General features: G+C 73.7%; 14 protein-coding genes. 8 read left to right on the top strand and 6 right to left on the bottom strand.

The window, feature by feature from the left end; all coding sequences use genetic code 11:
• Positions 1 to 255: 255 nt before the first annotated feature.
• Positions 256 to 1,890, bottom strand: coding sequence for a sigma-70 family RNA polymerase sigma factor (locus SVTN_RS34265; RefSeq protein WP_041132578.1), 1,635 nt, complete (start codon positions 1,888 to 1,890; stop codon positions 256 to 258).
• A gap of 219 nt (positions 1,891 to 2,109) precedes the next feature.
• Positions 2,110 to 2,838 carry a DJ-1/PfpI family protein gene (locus SVTN_RS34260; RefSeq protein WP_041132577.1) on the bottom strand — a complete coding sequence of 243 codons (729 nt, stop codon included), beginning with the start codon at positions 2,836 to 2,838 and terminating at the stop codon, positions 2,110 to 2,112.
• A 141-nt stretch (positions 2,839 to 2,979) separates the two neighbouring features.
• Here SVTN_RS34260 and SVTN_RS34255 point away from each other — a divergent pair, with 141 nt between their 5' ends.
• The 3 genes from SVTN_RS34255 to SVTN_RS34245 are packed head-to-tail and all read left to right on the top strand — an operon-like array spanning position 2,980 to position 5,242.
• On the top strand, positions 2,980 to 3,615 hold the full coding sequence (locus SVTN_RS34255) for a metal ABC transporter ATP-binding protein (protein ID WP_041132576.1): 636 nt from the start codon (positions 2,980 to 2,982) through the stop codon (positions 3,613 to 3,615).
• A complete protein-coding gene (locus tag SVTN_RS34250) occupies positions 3,612 to 4,490 on the top strand; it encodes a metal ABC transporter permease (RefSeq protein ID WP_041132575.1) in 879 nt (292 codons plus the stop codon). Before SVTN_RS34255 ends, SVTN_RS34250 begins: the two co-directional genes overlap by 4 nt.
• The gene (locus tag SVTN_RS34245) at positions 4,439 to 5,242 is read left to right on the top strand and encodes a metal ABC transporter solute-binding protein, Zn/Mn family (protein WP_041132574.1); all 804 of its coding nucleotides are present in this window, start codon (positions 4,439 to 4,441) and stop codon (positions 5,240 to 5,242) included. Before SVTN_RS34250 ends, SVTN_RS34245 begins: the two co-directional genes overlap by 52 nt.
• A gap of 65 nt (positions 5,243 to 5,307) precedes the next feature.
• Here SVTN_RS34245 and SVTN_RS34240 read toward each other — a convergent pair whose 3' ends face one another.
• On the bottom strand, positions 5,308 to 6,963 hold the full coding sequence (locus SVTN_RS34240; RefSeq protein ID WP_041132573.1) for a class I adenylate-forming enzyme family protein: 1,656 nt from the start codon (positions 6,961 to 6,963) through the stop codon (positions 5,308 to 5,310).
• Complete coding sequence (locus SVTN_RS34235; protein ID WP_041132572.1) at positions 6,960 to 8,747, bottom strand: CoA transferase; 1,788 nt, start codon at positions 8,745 to 8,747, stop codon at positions 6,960 to 6,962. Before SVTN_RS34235 ends, SVTN_RS34240 begins: the two co-directional genes overlap by 4 nt.
• A 144-nt stretch (positions 8,748 to 8,891) precedes the next feature.
• On the opposite strand from SVTN_RS34235, the gene SVTN_RS34230 reads away from it, so the two are divergent.
• Complete coding sequence (locus SVTN_RS34230) at positions 8,892 to 10,076, top strand: acyl-CoA dehydrogenase family protein (protein ID WP_041132571.1); 1,185 nt, start codon at positions 8,892 to 8,894, stop codon at positions 10,074 to 10,076.
• Here SVTN_RS34230 and SVTN_RS34225 read toward each other — a convergent pair.
• The gene (locus SVTN_RS34225) at positions 10,063 to 11,151 is read right to left on the bottom strand and encodes a sugar ABC transporter permease (protein WP_078908616.1); all 1,089 of its coding nucleotides are present in this window, start codon (positions 11,149 to 11,151) and stop codon (positions 10,063 to 10,065) included. The two genes, SVTN_RS34230 and SVTN_RS34225, sit on opposite strands and share 14 nt — an antisense overlap.
• A complete protein-coding gene (locus SVTN_RS34220; RefSeq protein ID WP_041132570.1) occupies positions 11,148 to 12,368 on the bottom strand; it encodes an MFS transporter in 1,221 nt (406 codons plus the stop codon). The genes SVTN_RS34225 and SVTN_RS34220 overlap by 4 nt, the downstream gene beginning before the upstream one ends.
• Before the next feature lie 242 nt (positions 12,369 to 12,610).
• Between SVTN_RS34220 and SVTN_RS34215 the strand changes: the two genes are divergently transcribed.
• The 4 genes from SVTN_RS34215 to SVTN_RS34200 all read left to right on the top strand — a co-directional run bounded on the left by SVTN_RS34215 (position 12,611) and on the right by SVTN_RS34200 (position 17,722).
• Complete coding sequence (locus SVTN_RS34215) at positions 12,611 to 13,276, top strand: hypothetical protein (protein WP_245727745.1); 666 nt, start codon at positions 12,611 to 12,613, stop codon at positions 13,274 to 13,276.
• A gap of 157 nt (positions 13,277 to 13,433) precedes the next feature.
• Positions 13,434 to 14,129, top strand: coding sequence for a sigma-70 family RNA polymerase sigma factor (locus tag SVTN_RS34210; protein ID WP_052499452.1), 696 nt, complete (start codon positions 13,434 to 13,436; stop codon positions 14,127 to 14,129).
• A 377-nt stretch (positions 14,130 to 14,506) separates the two neighbouring features.
• A complete protein-coding gene (locus SVTN_RS34205; RefSeq protein ID WP_052499451.1) occupies positions 14,507 to 16,783 on the top strand; it encodes a heavy metal translocating P-type ATPase in 2,277 nt (758 codons plus the stop codon).
• 309 nt (positions 16,784 to 17,092) lie between these two features.
• Entirely contained in the window at positions 17,093 to 17,722 is a 630-nt protein-coding gene (locus tag SVTN_RS34200; protein ID WP_245727743.1) for a hypothetical protein, read from the top strand.
• The last annotated feature ends 103 nt before the right edge of the window (positions 17,723 to 17,825 follow it).

The following is a 17,825-nucleotide window of genomic DNA, read 5'->3' as shown; positions in this document are numbered from 1 at the left end:
GAGGGGCTTTCTTCAGGGGATACGTCAGTGGGGAGGTCGGGACCCTGCCGCGCCGGCACGTCGTGACGGGCGGCGGGAAGGACACCCCTGAAGTGGAGGCTTCCGAGCTCGCGGGCTCGTAACAGAAAAGTCGCGCCGTCCGCAGGATTGCCCAGTGAGGCATCTCGCAGGCAGAAAGCGTTATGCCGGACGCAGTGGCCTGGTCGCGCCCGTGGAAGAGGGGCGCCGCACTGCTCTGCGGCAAAGGAGCGGTGCTCAGGCCCCGGGGCTGCGCACGATGAAGGAAGCCTGGCCGGCGAAGGCCCGCGTGCCGTCGGAGCCGTCGAGCCAGATGCCGCCGTCGCGGTGGCGGAGGACCGATCCCGGATAGTTGTGCGCGTGCAGGGTCACGGACCCGGCGACCGCACCGGGACGGGGACAGAAGGTGGCGTCTTCACGGAACAGTGCGCTGCCGTCGTCGGTGCTCAGCCGCAGCCGCAGGTACTGGTGGCGGAGATACCGGCCGTCCGCGGCGCGGAAGGTGACGCACCGCGTGTCGGCCAGTCCCCCGACGACCGTGAAGGTGACCCGCTGACGTGCCTGCGCGCCGCTGGACGCGGCGACGCTGCCGAGCCCCGCGAAATCGCCCGTGTACGTGACGAACAGGCCGGGACTGTCCGCGGACTCCAGCGACTGCGCGCCCAGCGGAACGGTGCCCGCGACGGCGGACGGGCCGACCGAGGCCGGGCTCACCGGGGACGGAGTCGCCGACGACGGACTCGCCGGGGACGGACTCACCGACGCCGGTCCGGCCGAGGCGGTGGTGCGCGAGGGAAGGGGCGCGGGAGTGCCGACCGTGGGAGCGGCGGTGGCGGTGGCGGTGGCGCCGGGCACTCGAGGCGCCGGTTCGGGCCAGGTCGCGTAGGTGGCGGTCCCGGCGATGAGCACCGCGCCGGTCGCGAGGCTCAGCAGCGGATGAGCGGTCACCGTCTGGAGTTTGCCGATCAGAGCGCCGTGCAGGCCGCTTCCCCCCGTCGCCGTCGCCGTCGCCGTGCCGACGGCGACGGGGGCCGCGGCCAGCCCGGCGGCGCTCGCTGCCGTACCCGACAGCAGGCCCTTGGCGACCAGTGCGGCGATCAGTGCGGCCGGGACGGCCAGCGTCGTGAGGCTGAGGGGCAGCAGTTCGGCCGGAACCCGTTCTGCCGACGTCGTCCCGCAGACCGGGCAGTCACGTGTGTGCCGCGCGATCCGCTTGCGCCACACCGACGCATGGTGACCGTCCCAGCCGACGACCGTCCCGTCCAGCTGCGGACAGCGCGGATCGGCCTCCAGCGCGGCGACGATCGTCCGGCACAGTTCCAGCTGCTCGCGCATGCGTTGCAGGCGCACTCCGACGTGCGCGACCGTGAGCCCCGTCGCGGCGGCCATGTCCTCCCGGCTGAGCAGGCCTGCGCACTCCTGCCACCACAGCGACAGCAGCACCCGGTGGTCCGGGTCGAGCCACCGGCCGGCTTCGACGACCCGGCGCCGCTCGTCCGACACGTGCAGCCGCAGGATCGTCACGTCCACGGGCTCGGCGCCGGCGTCCGGTATCCGGTGTGCCTCGTCGATGACCGTGGTCCGGTCGGCGAGGGCGTGCTGCCGGTGCCAGTGGGTGTTGATCTGGCGGAGCGTGATCGACACCAGCCAGGACCGGAAGCTCTCCGGGGCACGCAGGGCGGGCAGGTCGCGCACCACACGCAGCAGAGTTTCCTGGACGACGTCGTCGACGTCGGCGTGCCCGCTCAGCGCTCGCCCGACGATGTTGTACAGCAACGGCAGGTACGCGGCGATCAGCTCCTCGCGCGCCCGATCGTCACCGGCCTGCGCCGCGACGACCAGATCCGCGTGGTCTGCGTCCTTGAGCCCCATTCCCACCTTCTCCAGGGGAGCGATCCGCCGAGTACGGCGGCACACCCTAGCCTCGACGAAGGCGTACGGCCAAAGCCTGCGCCTCGGGCGGACGGTCCGGCCCGTGCCGACATGGCAGGCCCGGTGCCCGGGCTCGTCCGCAGATCCCGGGGCATCCCGTCCCCCCTGCAACGTCAACGCCTTCCTCAGCGGTGTCGTCCGTGACGCGGCCGAAGCGTCTCAGCCGGCCTGCGCCGACGTCCACACCGTGCCCCGTGCCTCGTACTCGAGCATGGTCTCCAGGCTGTTCGCCGTGTCCGGGCCGAGTTCGCGGCGGGTGAGCCAGAGGGCGAGGTCGAGGCCGGAGGTGACGCCTCCGGCGGTGACGAGGTCGCCGTCGTCGACGACGCGGGCGTTCTTCAGCAGGCCGCCCTGCTGCTGGAGGTCGGGCCTGGCCTTGTGGTGGGTGGTGCAGGGGCGGCCCTTGGTGAGGCCGACGGCGGAGAGGAGCATGACGCCGGTGCAGAGGGCGCTGATGGTGAGGCCGGAGCGCACGGCGGAGGCGAGGGCGTGCGGCAGGGTGCCGCGGTCGATCTCGGCCCAGACGCCGGGGCTGTCGCGACGGGCGTAGCCGCCGCCCGGGACGACGAGCAGGTCCGCCTCGTCGGGGGCCCAGGGGCGAAGGCCCCGGACGGTCGTGCCGTAGGCCGCGGTGACCGTGCGGGCGCCGGTGGCCGAGACGTAGCGGACCTCGACCGGGCGCGGGGTGAAGAACCCGGCGGCGGAGAAGACCTCGTACGGGGCGGCGAAGTCGAGTTCCTCGACGCCGTCGAACATCACGACCTGGACGCGCAGCGGTCCGGTGGGTCCGGTCGGCTCGGCGCCGGACGCGGGGACGGCGGCCGTGCCCGCGAGGGCGCCCGTGGCGCCGAGGGCGGTGGTGGCGCGGAGTAACTGCCTGCGGTTCATGTGGTGCTCCTGTCCTGGAGTGGCGATCAGAGAGGACGTCGGCCCACGTCGGCCTGGAGTTCCCGCCGTGGCGCGGGAACTCGGCGTCTTTCCCGTACGACTCCTTCACCGCACCAGCACGGCAGCGGCGAGAGGCAGAGGATGGGCGGACTGGACATACGCATGCGCGGAGTCGCCTGCCGGCACGGCCGCAACGAAGCCGTGGTGGGGGTGGATCTGGAGATCGCCGCCGGTGAACGGGTCGCGCTGACCGGGACGAACGGGTCCGGGAAGACGACGCTGCTGCGTGCGGTCCTCGGGCTGCACCGGCAGGTGAGCGGCAGCATCGAGGTCGGCGGACGCGGGGCGCGCTCGGCCGCCGAGTGGGCGTGGCGGCGCCGGTCGTGCGCCTGGATCCCGCAGAAGCCGGCCGCCGGACGGTTCCCGCTGCGCGGGGACGAGCTCCTGGAGAGCAGTGGGGCGCCGGGCGAGGCTGCGGATGCCGCGGAACGTCTCGGGGTCGGTGCCCTGGCCGCGAGGCCCGTGGGCACCTTGTCCGGTGGCCAGTTGCAGCGGATGTATCTGGCGCGGGCGATCGGTTGTGTCGCGGCGGGCGCTCAGGTGCTCCTCGCCGACGAGCCGACAGCCGCCCTCGACTTCGAAGGGCAGGTGGAGGCGGCCGACGTGCTGACCGCGCTGCCGGTCACGCTCGTGGTCGTGACCCATGACCGGGCGCTGGCGGAACGGTGCGACCGGGTCCTGGAGATGGCCGCCGGCCGGTTGCGGGAGGTGCGGTGAACGCGCTCGCGGCCGGTGATCTCGGTGCCATGCTCCAGCTCGTGCCCGTCCAGCGGGCAGGGGTGGCCCTGCTCCTGGCGGCCGTCGGACTGCCCGTGATCGGGGTCGTCATCGTCGGGCTCGACATCATGCCGGTGCGGTTCGCGATGATGCACGTGGCACTGCTGGGCATCGCCGTCGGCCTTCTCACCGGGCTCGATCCGATGCTGTGTGCCCTCGTGGCCTGCGCCCTGTCGGGGGCGGCAGTCGCCCCGCTGGCCCGGACCCCGGCCGGCCTTTCGGGGGCGATGGGCTTGCTGATGAGCCTGGCCATCGCCGCCGCGCTCCTCCTCCTCGCCGTCTCCGGCGTCAACGCCTCGGGCGCCTTCGCTCTCCTCTGGGGGTCGATCCTCTCGGTCGGCACGGCCGACCTCGTGGTGCTCGGCGCACTCGCCGTGGTCGTGCCGGCGTTGTTCTGGTGGCGGCGCCGTGAGGTGGCGCTGCTGTTGTACGACCGGGAGCTCGCCCAGTGCTCGGGCGTGCCCGTACGTTTCCTCACCACCGCGCTTCTCGTACTCGTCGCCGTCGCGGTCGCCGGGGCCATCAAGCTGACCGGCGCACTCCTCGTCGACGCCCTGACCCTGCTGCCGGCGCTGGCCGCCCGCCGCCTCGGCCGCTCGCTGTGGTCGATCACCCTGTGGGCGGTCGGCATCGGTGTCGCCGTCGACGCGACGGGTTTCCTCCTGGCCCTTTGGCTGGACTGGCCTCCGGGCCCGGTCCTCGTCCTGACGGCGGGGACCGTGGTCCTCGCCGCGCATCTCATCCCCGAACGGAGAAACAGCTCATGGCGCGCACCCGCGTCCGCACCACCCGCATCGCTTCCCTCGTCGCACTGAGCGCGGTCCTGCCGCTGCTCACCGGGTGCGGGGGCGAGGACACCTCGTCCTCCGCCACCACCGACCACAAGGACCACAAGCCGGTGGTCGTCGCGACGACCACCTGGGAGGGCGCCTTCGCCAAGGCCGCCGGTGCCGAGGACGTCACGGTGATCGTGCCGCAGTCCGTCCACCACGCCCCCGACTACGACCCGAAGCCCTCGGACCTGGCAGCGATCGCGAACGCGGACTTCGTGCTGTACGCGCCGTTCGAGCCGTACGCTCCGAAGATCAAGGAGGCGGCCGGCTCCAAGGCGAAGCTGGTCGAGGTGAACCTCGACAACGACCCGACGAAGGCCGGCGCCGAAGTGACCCGCCTGGGCGGCCTGTTCGGAACGAAGGAAGCCGCCGCCCAGTGGAAGACCCGTCTCGACGGCGAGGTCACGAAGCTGAACGGCGAGCTCAAGGCCGCCTGGCCGGGCGGGAAGAGCCCGGCGGTCGTCGCCCAGGTCTTCAGCACCTGGGCGGCCGGACTCACGGGCGCCACGACGGTCGGCACGTACGGCCCCGAGCCGGTCACACCCGCCCGGCTCGCCTCGCTCTCGGCGAAGAAGCCCGCGTTCGTCCTCGACAACGCCCACATGTCGACGGGCACGGTCCTGCCCGATTCGGGCGCCAAGCAGGTCGAGATCGTCAACTACCCGGGCGAGGACCTGGATCTCCTGGCGGTGTACCGCAATGCGGCGGCCGCGTTGAAGAAGGCCATGGGCTGAGCCCGAACAGCCACATGGGGGAGGGGGAGGGCCGCCGGCGGCGGCCCTCCCCCTCCCCCATGGCGTCACGCCTCGACGAGGGCGGTTCCCCGCTCGACGATCCGGCGCCGCAGCGCGGCGCGATCGGGCTTTCCGGCGGCGGTGAGCGGTAGTTCGGGCAGCACGAGCAGGTGCTCGGGGTGCTTGTGCCGGTCGAGTCCGCGCCCGGCCAGGTACACGCCGAGTTCCGTCAGCGTCGGGACCGTGGAGCCCTTGCCCACCAGGCAGGCGGCGAGCCGCTCCCCCATCAGCGGGTCGGGCACTCCGACGCAGACGACGTCCCGCACCTGCGGATGGGCCACGAGCTCGCGCTCCACCTCGGCGGGGCTGATGTTGGCGCCGCCGCGTATGACGATGTCCTTGAGACGGCCGACGACGTGGAGGACGCCCTCGTCGTCGAGGAAGCCGAGGTCGCCCGTCCGGACCCAGCCCTCCGGAGTGCGGTAGCGGGCGTCGAGGTCGGGGGAGGCCACGTAGCGGAGCGGGGTCATCGGTCCGCGCGAGACGATCTCCCCGATCCGTCCGTCGGGCAGCTGCTCGTGCGTGTCGGGGTCGGCGATGCGGATCTCGGCGACCCGGGGGTCGGGGCGGCCCGCGACGACGCCGGAGCGGTCGGTGGGCGGTATGGAATGCCCCAGTCCCGTATGGCAGTTGACGCCGTCCGCCGATCCGTAGAGGTTGACGACCGGGCAGCCGAACGCCTCGGCCGCGGCTGAAGCGGTGGCTTCGTCGAGGGGTGCGCCGCCCAGGACGAGCGCGGTGGGGGTGGGCAGCGGACCGTCCGTCTTCTCCAGGACCTCCAGCATCATCCGGATCATGGTGGGCACGCCGAGGATGTGGGTGGGCTCGTGTTCCCGTACGGCGGCCAGCGCCGCCTCGGGCGTGAAGTGGTCGAGCAGGACGAGGGTGCCGCCGTGCCGGGCGAGGGTGACGGCCGTGCCGTTCGAGCCGAAGGCCGAGCCGAGCGGGACGAGGAAGAGGCAGCGGGGCGGTGTGCCGTCGGGCATGAGGGAGGCGAGGAAGTTGCCGCGCCCGCCGGCCAGGGCGTTGTGGGAGTAGGCGATCATCTTCGGCTCCGCCTCCGAGCCGGAGGAGACGAGGATGCGCGCGGCGCTGTCGGGGTCGGGGCGGGCCGGGACGAAGCCGGTGGGGTCGGTCCGCAGCAGCCGGGCCAGCGGAATCGTTCCTTCAGGGGCGGTGCCGCGTCCCGCGGCGATCACGTGGCGCAGGGCGGGCAGCGCCGGGGCGAGGGTCTGGAGGTCGGCGGCGTGGTTCTGGCCGCGGTGTTCGATCGCGGCGATGACCGCCACCGCCTCCGCGCGGCGCAGGAGGCACTCGGCTTCCACGGCGCCGCGCCCGACGGGGAAGGGGAGGGCGATGGCGCCCAGTGCGGCGAGGGCGAGATCCGCGATGACGGCGTTGCGGTTGTTGGGGAGTTGTACGGCGACGACGTCCCCTGCGCCGATGCCGAGCCCGCGCAGGCCCTCGGCCAGACATCGGACCTTGCGGTCGAGCGCCGTGTAGCAGAGCTTGCCCTTGGCGTCGATCACGGCGGTGCGGTGCAGGTCGGCGATCTGTCTCGCCCGGTAGAGGCTGTAGAGGTCGAGGTCCGGGCAGGTGCCGTCCACCACCCAGGAGCGGCGGAGTTCGACGGGCAGCAGGTCGGTCAGGGTGACGGTCACGCGTGGCTCCAGGGGTCGGGAACGGCGGGGGCACCGTGCGCGTCCCGGCTGATCGAGCCGGACAGGCGCGGGTCGTGGTGGAGTGCGGACAGGTCCGTGGTGACGGCGGTGGCCGTCAGGCCGTGGCCGCGCAGCCGGTCCAGGGCGTCCTCGGTGCACATGCCCGTGACGTCGTGCGCCGCGGCGGCGGGCGCGCTGGTGTCGCTGGGGGCGATCCAGCCGTCGGAGGTACGGAGCGGGTGCCGGAATCCGGCGGGGCGTCGGGGATCGGTGCCGGTGGCGGCCTGTCGCAGGGCGGGGGCGAGGAGGGTGTCGGCCGCGCCGAGCAGCGAGGAGTCGACCCGTACGCCGTGGCCCGTGCGCTCGCGCAGGAGCAGGCCGGCGAGGACGGCCTCGGTGCCGTGCAGGCCGCCCAGGACGTCGAGGAGCGTCATCAGGGACGGTACGGGCGGTTCTCCGGCCGCATGGACGGCCTCCCCGACGCCCGTGCGGGCCTGCACCATGAAGTCGGTGCCCATGGGGGCGCCGTCGAGCCGGTCCGCCCAGCCGCCGGTGTAGGCGTAGACGAGGGACGGGTTCACGGCGGTCAGGTGCTCGGCGTCGAGTTCGAGTGCGGCGGCCTTGCCCGGGGCCCAGTTGTGGACGAACACGTCGGCGTCGGCCACGAGTTCGCGCAGCCGGCTCCGGTCACCGGGCGCCTTGATGTCGATCTCGACGGCCTCCTTGCCCCGGTTGAGCGCGAGCCAGCGGGCGGAGATCCCGTCGCAGGCGGGCGGCATGCCCCGGAGCGGGTCGCCGCCCGGCGGCTCGACCCGGATCACGCGGGCGCCGAGCAGACCCAGCAGGTGCGCCGCGAGGGGTGCTTGGATCCGGCGGCCCGCCTCAAGGACGGTCAGGCCGGCCAGGGGCCGGTCCGCTGTGGCCGCCGTGCCCGTCGCAGGGTGGCCCGGGCCCAGCGCGCGCAGGGTCCACGGGTCGGCGCCGTCGTCCTCGGCGGCGCGCTCGGCGAGCGTGCGCAGGCGGCAGACCTCGGTTCCCGACAGCGCGGCGGCCTGCCGGATCCGCGCCCACGTGTGCCGCCCGGTCACCTCGTGCAGGTCGACGGGGAAGGGTGCGCAGGCGGTGGCGTACCGGAACTGGAAGGGCCGCCAGCCCGCTCGTATCGCGTCGGCGGGAGCCTCCAGGGCGCGCCAGTACTCCGCCCAGGCCCCCGGGTCGAGCGTCTCCAGCTCGAACAGGACGCCGTCGGCCGAAGTGAACGGCGGCCCGCCCGGAGCCGGTTCGACGGCTTCCGACTCGTCGGCACCGGCGGCGGCGAGGTACTGGGACACGGTGAGCAGCCCGGCTCGGTCGGCCGTCGTCGTACGCGCGCGAGTCGGCGAGCTGCCCCGGGCCTGCCCGATGAGCCCGGCGAGCAGACCCTGGACGGTGAGCACGCCGGTGGCGGTGGCCAGACAGTCGACACCGAGGCCGCGCGGGGCCCCGTGGCGGCGGCCGTGGACGGCCATCACTCCGGTGGCGGCCTGGGCGGTCGCCTCGTCCTCGATCCCGGAGCCGGCCGGTCCCCAGGCGGTACGGGCCGTGACGGGCCCGAACCCGCCGCCGCCGAGTGCGATGTCCCCCGGGCCGTCGCCGCGCACCGTCGCCCCGAGCCGCCTCAGATGGTCGGAGACGACGCGGGTCAGGGCCTCGGGGCCGCCGATGTCGCAGCGCAGTGCGTCGAGCGGACGGTCTGTGTCGAGCGGACGGCGGACCACGGTGTGGGCGGTCGCTGATGACGCCATGGCTCTCCTCTCCTGGCGCGGCGGTGATGGCCGTCGCACGGGGGCTTTCACGGTCACGGGAACTGGGGAGCCGGTACGCCCGACCACTTCCACGGGCAGGCAGTCGGACACGCGTTCTGTCGAGTTCCCGAGATGGAGGAAACAGTGACGGATCATGACGTAACGGATGTCGACCTGCTGCGAAAGAAGGTCTCCGCGTTCGTCCGTGACCGCGTCTTCCCCTCCGAGTCGGATCTGGACGCCGGTGGTCCGACCGCCAGGGACCTTCGAGAGCAGCTGCGCGTGGAGGCCCGCGAGTCCGGCCTGTGGGCGCTCCCGTTGCCGGCCGAACTGGGCGGCGGCGGGCTGGCCTTGAGTGCGTACGCGGCGATCGCCGAGGCCGAGGGTGCCAGTGACCACGGCCCCGCGGCCCTCGGATCGGCGTCCCTCCTCGACGTGACCATGCTGTCCCGGCACGGCTCCGCACGGGTGGGCGCGGAGTACCTGCCGCGCCTGGTCTCCGGCGACCTCCGTACCTGCTACGCGATGACGGAGCCGGACACGCCCGGGACCGAACCCGCACTCACGGCGACCCGGGCGGAGCGACGGCCCGGCGGCGGCTGGCGCGTCACCGGCCGGAAGTGGTTCGTGTCGAACGCGGGCGACGCCGACCTCGTGACCGTGCTCGCCCGCACCAGCGGACGGACCGGAGACCGCACCGGGCTGTCCCTGCTCCTCGTGCCGACCGGCTCCCCCGGGTTCCGGGTCGTGCGCGAGCTGCCGATCCTGGGCGCGACCGGGCAGTACGAGATCGAGTTCGACGGTGTCGAGGTCGACGAGGAACACCTCGTCGGCGACACCGGGCAGGCTCTGGCCGTCGCCGGCGAACGTCTCCAACTGGGGCGGACACTGCGGGCGTTGCGGTGGCTCGGTCAGGCCCAGCGGGCCTTCGACCTGCTCTGTGACCGCGCCGTGGCATGTCGGGGCGCACGGGGACCGCTCGCGGACCGCCAGCTCGTCCAACAGCACGTTTTCGAATCCTTGTTGGCGCTGAGGACGGCGCGGCCGCTCGTGTACGAGGCGATGGCGCTGGTCGCTGACGGACGCGACGCCCATGTGGAGGTCGGCCTGGCGAAGACGGCGGCTGCCCGCACGCTCCAGGCGGTCGCGGACCGGGCCGTCCAGGTCTTCGGCGCGGCCGGACTCGGCCCGGACACGCCCCTGCCGGCGCTGTTCCGTACCGGGCGGACGGCCCGGATCCTCGACGGGCCGGACGAGCAGCACGTGTCCGCCGTGGCCCGGCGCGTCCTGCGGAGCCGTCAGGGCGGCCCTGCCGTCACACCCGTCTGAGGTCGACGCGGCCAAGGCGGGCGGCCAGGCCGAGGGCCAGGAAGAAGTCGCCCCAGACGAGTTCGTGGCGGACGGCCGTGCCGCTGTGCGCGTCGTAGCAGCCGTCGAGGAGCATGCCCGCCGGTCGGGTCCCGCCCGGCCGGGTGAGGTGGTCGTGCGCGAGCCGGTGCAGGACGGCCTCCGCGCGGGACGCGCACGCTGTCGACCACCCGGCTCCGGAGACGAGCGTGAGCTTCTGGAGGGCGACCGCTGTGACGGCGGCGGCGGAGGTGTCGAGCGGGCCGTCCGCATGATGGGCGTCCGTCGGGGGAACCAGGGGGCCGACGAGCATCGCGCAGTCGGCGAGGAGGAGTTCGGCCGCCCGGGTCAGCCGATCCGTGCGCCAGGACGGGGCCTCCGCGAGCAGCAGGGCGTCCGCGACGGCCAGGAGGAGCCACGCCTCGCCCCGAGTCCAGCCGCGAGCGGGATCCGCTTCGGCCAGCCAGCCGTTCGCCTCGTCCCGGCGCCATGCCGGGCGGGGCCGCCCGGTGCCCTCGCGGGGCAGGCACAGGTCCAGGTGGCGGTGCAGGTGAGCTGCGGCCGCCACCTGCCCCTCGGGTCCGGCCGAGGCCAGCAGGGGTACGAGACCGGGGACGCCGTCCGTACGGGCCCGCATCCGTGCGCCGCCGAGGGCCGCACCCCATGGGACGAGACCGAGTTGCGGGTCGAAGGCGCCTACAGCGGCCTTCGCCGCGCGCCGCTGCAGGGCCCCAGCCGCCGCGTCCCCTGCGGCCAGGGCCGTGCCGTACCAGAGGATGAGGCCGCGGGTCGCGGTGTCCGCTTCGGCCCAAGGGGCGAGCCGTGCGGTGACGGTCGCGGCAGCCGTGCGGTCCTCGTCGCTCCCGGTGTGGCCGGCCCTGAGCCACAGAAGTCCCGCCCAGAAGCCCCCCGTCCACGATCCTCGTCCTGTGGTCGTCCAACGGCCGTCGGCCGGGTCGGCGTACAGGGGAAAGCGGTCACCCACCTGCTCCGAGGTCTCCCCCGCGCGGCGAAGCACCAGGTCGAGAGCTTCCTCCGCCCAGCCCATCGCGGTCATCGCGGACCGTCCGCACGCGTAGGGCGGTCCCGTACCGCCCAGGCGAGCGCGACGGCCCCCGCGACGGCGAACTCCCCCGCGACGAGGACCCAGCCCTGCCCGTACCTCCCGCGCTCCGCCAGGAGCCCGAACAGCGGCGGGCCCACGGCGAACCCGGCGAAGAAGCCGGCGGCGACCAGAGCGGAGTCCTGGCCGGTGCGGCCCGGAGCGGAGCGCTGCATCACCAGGACCATCGACACGGCGTTGCCGGACACGGCGAACACGCCGACCGCCACGGCGGCCACCCACACCAGCAGGTCGACGCGGACGGCGGCGGCCAGGAGCACGGCCGCGCCCACCGCTCCGCCCGCGAGCAGGCCCGGCAGCCACGGGGCACGGCCGGGGGTGGCGGCCCGGGACCAGCCGACACGGCCGGCGATCCCCGCGACGCCGAGGACGGCGACCAGCGCGCCCGCCACCGTGGGCCCCATGTCGAGGCGTTGGGAGCCGAACAGGGCGAGGTAGGTGTTGACGGAGGCGATGCCCGCGCCGAGGAAGAGCGAGAAGGCGGCCAGCCAGGGTACGGGACCACCGGGGCGGGACGGTGCCTGACCGCTCGCGGCACCCTTCGGCGGCGGTGCGTCGGCCGGCAGCGCGCGCCAGGCCCACAGGGCGGCGAGGAGCGCCGCACCGGCGGCCACCCAGACCGCACCCCGCCAGCCGATCGCGCTCGCGACCACGGCGAGGGGCAGCCCGGCCACGAAGGCCCCCAGCTGGACACCGGACTGCTTGGCGCCGGTGACCGCACCTCTCCTCGGCGCCGGTACGGACGCCAGGATCGCCTTGTTCGTCGCCGGGTTGGCGAGCGCCTGGGGCAGGCCGCCGAGTGCGACGGCCACGAGCAGCAGGCCGGAGCCGGGCGCGGCACCGATCAGGCCCAGTGCCACCGCCGACAGGGCGAGCAGGGTCACGAGGGCCCGGCGGGGGCCGACGCGGTCGACGATCCGGCCACCGAGGGGCGAGAGGACGGCCGCCGTGCCGAAGCCCACCGTGGTGGTCAGGCCCAGCACGGTCTCCGAGACACCGAGTCGGTCGACGAGACGGGGGCCCAGCGCTCCGAGCAGGAAGAGCTGCATCATCGAGAAGGCCATGGCCGTCGTCAGGAGCGCGGTCAGCCCGTGGGCCGTCCCCGCTCCGGTACCGGCAGGTGTCTCCGCCGCCGTACCCGCGCTCCTCACCGCGTGTCCCCTCCCCCGTCCGGCGCTCGGGCCGAGCGCCGTCGCCCTGGAGGAGTCGTCGCGACCGTGCGGGGAGTTCCCGAGGCGCCCTTGTGGGGCGCGTCACAGTCGCGTACTCATGTCCCGACAGGTCGAGGGGGCGGGCCCGGCAAGGCCGTACCCGCCCTCATGCCTCCGGGGAGGGGTGCAAGGATGGGCGCGCCATGACACCAGGCCGATGTTCGCGAGGAGTGCGGGCCGCGATGTTCGCGGCCGTCTGTGTGCTGCTCGCCGCCACCGGCCACATCCTGATGTCGGGGCGGGGTGTGCCCGCCTGGACGCTCTCCCTCGCCTTCGCCGCCACCGTGGCGGTCACCTGGGTCCTCGCGAGCCGCGAGCGCGGCCTCCTCGCGGTGACCGCGGCAAGCGTGGTCGTGCAGAGCGCGCTCCACACGGCGTTCTCCTGGTCCCAGCCGACGACGTCGATGCCGACGACGGTGCCGTCGATGCCGATGTCGATGTCGATGCCGATGGGCGACGCGCATGCGGCACACGCGCACATGTCGCACGCGGCCATGGGCCACGTGGACATGACCCCGTCCGTCGGCATGATCTCCGGGGCTCCGGCGGAGCACGACATGACAGACATGTCGTCGTCCTTCGGCATGCTGTCGGCCCACCTCCTGGCTGCGCTCCTGAGCGGGCTGTGGATGGCGTACGGCGAGCAGGCGGCGTTCCGCCTCCTGCGTGCCGCGTCCCTGCGGCTCTTCCGCCCGCTGTGTCCACTGCTCGCGTTCTTCGTCCCCGTCGCACGGAACCGGCCTCGCTTCCGGCCGGTGCGGGCCGGTGACGAGCGAGCTCCCCGGCAGCTCCTCCTCGCCCATTCGCTCATCTCCCGAGGTCCTCCGCAGGCACTCGCTGTCCTCTGACAGCCGGCTCCCCGAGCTCGACGGCTCAGTTCCGTCCCTCGGGCATCGGTCGTGCCGCTTCCGCTCGGTCGCGGCAGGCCGTACCAGTCACCGGCACGGCGCCGCCCTCATCCGCGCGCCCGGCCGGATTCCCTTTGCCTCGTAAGGACTTGTGGCGATGACTCCTGCCCACGACACCCTCCTTCAGCGTCCGCCGAGGACCTCCCGTTCGGCACACGCGCCGGACGCGGACACCGACGCGGCGACGACACGGCTCGCACTGGCCGCCCGCGACGGCGACCCGGCCAAGGCCGACCTCTTCGTACGTGCTCTGCACCGCGACGTCCGGCGCTATGTGACCTACCTCAGCGCCGATCGCCAGGCGGCCGACGACCTCACCCAGGAGGTGTTCCTCCGCGCGCTCGCCGCACTGCCCCGTTTCGAGGGGCGTTCCTCGGCCCGCACCTGGCTCCTGTCGATAGCCCGCCGTACGGTCGTCGACAGCCTCCGGCACGCGGCCGCACGGCCGCGCCTCTCCGACCGCGACGACTGGCAGGCAGAGGCCGAGCACACCCAGCCGCGCGGGCTTCCCGGCTTCGAGGACGGCGTCGCGCTCGCCGAACTCCTGGCCACGATCCCGACCGAGCGGAAGAACGCCTTCGTCCTCACCCAACTGCTCGGCCTGCCCTACGCCGAGGCCGCCGAGGCCATCGGCTGTCCCGTCGGCACGGTCCGCTCGCGGGTCGCACGGGCCCGGACGTCCCTGGTCGCCCTGCTGCGGGGCGAGGAGGAGCCGACTCCCGCGGCCGTGCCTGCGTCGCGCGACGACGTGCCGAACCGCAGACGGTTCACGCGGGCACCGGCGCTCGCCTGACCGTTCGCCCCACCTGCACGGCAGGGGCTGAATCGCGGTGCGGCACCGCGATTCGGCCCCTCCCCGTCTCCGGGAACCGAACCGCGCGGCCGTCCGACTCCTCCGGAAACACGGCCCGATCCCTCCGGCGCCGTACGACGTCCTCTGGAGAGGCGACCGATGGACAAACCACGAGGAACCCCGTCCTCTGCGGGAGCGACGGCGCGGTTCGCCTCACCTCCCGTCGTCCTGGGGGGATTCCTTCTCCTGCTGGCCCTGGTCTTCATGGGCTCGTACGCGCTGGGAGCGGCGGTGGGGCCGATCGGGCCCGCGTCGGACCCGCCTTCGGCGACGAACCCGACGCCCGACACGGGGCACGTGCACCACGGAGGCCACTCATGACACCCGGACCGGCTCCCGCAGATCCGGTGACCACGGCCTCGGTGACGACGTACTTCCGGGTCGGCGGCATGACCTGCGCCGCGTGCGTCAACCGGGTCGAGAAGAGACTCTCCCGAATGGAAGGAGTCGCCGCCTCGGTCAACCTGGCGACCGGCCGCGCACGGGTGAGCCACCCCGTCGGCCTCCCCGTCGAGGAGCTGGTCGCCACGGTCGAGAAGGCCGGCTACTCGGCGACGCTTCCCGAACCTCCCTCCGACCCACGGCCCGCCCCCGTCCAGGACGGGGAGGGCGGGGAGCACCGACGGCTCGTGATCACGGCGGTCCTCGCTCTGCCGGTGCTGATCCTGTCCATGGCTCCCGCCCTGCAGTTCCGCAACTGGCAGTGGCTGTGCTTCGCGCTGGCAGTGCCGGTGGCCGCGTGGGGAGCGTGGCCGTTCCACGTCCGGGCGCTGCGCGGACTGCGCCACTCCACGTCGACCATGGACACGCTGGTGTCGCTGGGCGTGGTCGCGTCTTTCGGCTGGTCGGTGTACGCGCTCTTCCTCGGCGGGGCGGGGGAGCCCGGCATGCGGATGCCGTTCACCCTGGCCCCGTCGGTGGCCGGGGACGGCATGGCGCACGTCTACCTCGAAGCGACCGTCGGCGTACCGCTGTTCGTGTGGGCGGGCCGCTTCCTCGAGGCGCGGGCCCGACGGGGCACGGGGGCGGCCCTGCGGTCGCTCGCCGGGCTGAGCGTCAAGGACGTGGCGGTGCGCGAGAAGGGTGGCGGCGAACGCCTCGTACCCCTTGAGCGGTTGCGTGTCGGCCAGACGTTCCTCGTACGGCCCGGCGAGCGCGTCGCCACCGACGGCGAGGTGGTCGAGGGCGGTTCGGCGGTGGACCTGTCCCTGGTGACCGGGGAGAGCGAGCCGGTCGAGGTCGGACCGGGGTCCGTGGTGGTAGGAGGTTCGGTCAACGTCGCGGGGCTGTTGCTCGTACGTGCCACGGCGGTCGGTGCGGACACGCGCCTCGCCCGCATCGCGCGGCTGGTGGAGGAGGCGCAGACCGGCAAGGCCCGTGAGCAGCGGCTGGCCGACCGGGTGGCCGGCGTCTTCGTCCCCGTCGTCCTCGCCCTGGCCGTCGGCACCCTCGGCTTCTGGCTGGGGACGGGCCGGGATGCCCAGTCGGCGGTCACGGCCTGCGTGGCCGTCCTGGTCGTGGCGTGTCCGTGCGCGCTGGGCCTGGCCACGCCGACGGCTCTCCTGGCCGCGACGGGGCGGGGAGCCCAGCTCGGCGTCCTGGTCGGCGGGCCGAAGGCGCTGGAAGGGCTGCGGCACGTCGACACCGTGGTGCTCGACAAGACCGGCACGCTGACCTCCGGCCGGATGACGGTCGCCCGCGTCACCGCTGTCCCTGGTGCCGGTGGCCTCGACGAGGCGGCCGTCGTGAGGTACGCGGGGGCCATGGAGCAAGGTTCGGAGCATCCGCTGGGCCGGACCCTCGTCGCACACGCACGGGATCAAGCCGATGCGGAACTTCCCGGCGTCGTCGACTTCCGCGCCCTGCCGGGCAGAGGAGCACGCGGTGTCGTCGACGGCAGGCTGGTCGAAGTCGGCTCGCCGACGGGCGAGTTGCCGGCCGTCCTCGCCGACGCGCTGACGACGGCCGAGGCCGCCGCCCGTACGCCGGTCCTCGTTCGCGTCGGCGGGGAGGCGGTGGCTCTCGTCGAGATCGGGGACGCGGTGCGTCCCGGCACCTACCGAGCCGTGGATGCGCTCCGCCGCCTCGGCGTACGTCCCGTCCTGGCCACCGGAGACGCGAAGGCGCCGGCCCTGGCCGCGGCCACCGGCCTGGGCATCCAGGAGGTCCACGCCCGCTGCACCCCCGAGGAGAAGGCCGCTCTCGTGCGCACCCTGCGGGAACGGGGGCACCGGGTCGCGGTCGTGGGCGATGGTGTGAACGACGCCGCCGCGCTCGCCGGCGCGGACCTGGGCATCGCGGTCGGCAGTGGCACCGACGCCGCCATCGGTGCCGCGGACGTCACCCTCGTACGTACGGGAATCGAGGCCCTGCCCGATGCCGTACGCCTCGCGCGACGAACCCTGGCCACGATCCGCGTCAACCTCGTCTGGGCGTTCGGCTACAACGTCGTGACCGTGCCCCTGGCGATGCTCGGCCTGCTCAACCCGATGGTGGCGGCGGCCGCGATGTCGGCGAGTTCGGTCCTGGTGGTGGGCAACAGTCTGCGGCTGCGTGCCTGGCGTCCCCCGACACGGCGGCGCCGGGTCCGCTGACCCCGGCGACGGCCGACGGCCCGCGCTGTTCCCTTCCGCGACGCGGGCCGTCGGCGTTCGCCCGCCTCAGGCGGAAGGCGTGCCCACGGTCACGGTCAGGCGTTCGTCCGGTTCGACCCGCTGTGATTCCGCCCACCCGGAAGGGGCCGATCACCGGCCACGCGCTCGACGCCGACCATCACCATCCGGCAACCGCCTTGATCTGCAAGGTTCCTGACGCCCAGCCAGTGTCCGGCGGCTCGCCTCCGGAGATACGTGTACCACACACGGGCATCGGACTGCTCTCCGGGCGGTGGATACCTTGTGCCCGTGCACGAACGGGACAGCTGGCCGAGACGGACCTCAAGGGGTCTGCTCTGCGCTTCCGCCGGCATGTGCCTGGGCGCGATCAGCCATGTGGCGGCCGGGGGATCGCTGCCGGGGGTTCGAGGTCTCCTGTTCCTGTTCACCGCGCTGACCGTGCTGGGCACCGTTCTCCTCGGTGGTCGGCGACGGCGCTTCGACGTCACCACGCTTGTCCTGGGTGCGTCGCAGTTCGGCCTGCACCTGGCCTTCCACCAGCTGTCGATGATCCCGTCCGGTGCCGCTGCCGGTCAGCACGCCGTGCCCGGACATCACGGCGACGCACACGCCCACATGCACCCGGCGGAGATGGCCCACGCGGGCGCCGGCTCCGGGCACTCCATGACGGCCGCGATGACCTCGGCTCACGCTCTCGCGACGCTGGGGACCGCCCTCTGTGTCATCTACGGGGAACGGGTCCTCCGGCACCTGGCCGCACTGGTCCTGCCCCGCCTCGACTTCTCCGCCCTCGGACAGGTTCCGGTCCCGCCCGAACGCCGGATGCCGGTCCCGCCGACCGACGGCCATGTCCACGTCGGCGTACTCCTCGCACGCAGCCACCCCCGGCGAGGCCCTCCGTTGGTGACGTCCGCCTGATCGCCCGTACGCGATCACGACACCCGCCCTCCGGGCGGCTCCCATCACCATCCATCGGCTTCGTCGTACGCGCGCGCTCAAAGCGCCGTGCGTACACCCTTGG

The sequence above is a fragment of the Streptomyces vietnamensis genome, from assembly GCF_000830005.1.
GTDB lineage: Bacteria > Actinomycetota > Actinomycetes > Streptomycetales > Streptomycetaceae > Streptomyces > Streptomyces vietnamensis.
The sequence above is the reverse complement of the archived record's forward strand: the minus strand, read 5'-3'. Positions and strand labels throughout refer to the sequence as shown.

Coding starts and splice junctions, on each gene's coding strand:
- SVTN_RS34255 (WP_041132576.1), top strand. CDS start 2,980: ATGGGCGGACTGGACATACGCATGCGCGGAGTCGCCTGCCGGCACGGC.
- SVTN_RS34225 (WP_078908616.1), bottom strand. CDS start 11,151: ATGACCGCGATGGGCTGGGCGGAGGAAGCTCTCGACCTGGTGCTTCGC.
- SVTN_RS34210 (WP_052499452.1), top strand. CDS start 13,434: ATGACTCCTGCCCACGACACCCTCCTTCAGCGTCCGCCGAGGACCTCC.
- SVTN_RS34215 (WP_245727745.1), top strand. CDS start 12,611: ATGTTCGCGGCCGTCTGTGTGCTGCTCGCCGCCACCGGCCACATCCTG.
- SVTN_RS34205 (WP_052499451.1), top strand. CDS start 14,507: ATGACACCCGGACCGGCTCCCGCAGATCCGGTGACCACGGCCTCGGTG.
- SVTN_RS34265 (WP_041132578.1), bottom strand. CDS start 1,890: ATGGGGCTCAAGGACGCAGACCACGCGGATCTGGTCGTCGCGGCGCAG.
- SVTN_RS34260 (WP_041132577.1), bottom strand. CDS start 2,838: ATGAACCGCAGGCAGTTACTCCGCGCCACCACCGCCCTCGGCGCCACG.
- SVTN_RS34235 (WP_041132572.1), bottom strand. CDS start 8,747: ATGGCGTCATCAGCGACCGCCCACACCGTGGTCCGCCGTCCGCTCGAC.
- SVTN_RS34245 (WP_041132574.1), top strand. CDS start 4,439: ATGGCGCGCACCCGCGTCCGCACCACCCGCATCGCTTCCCTCGTCGCA.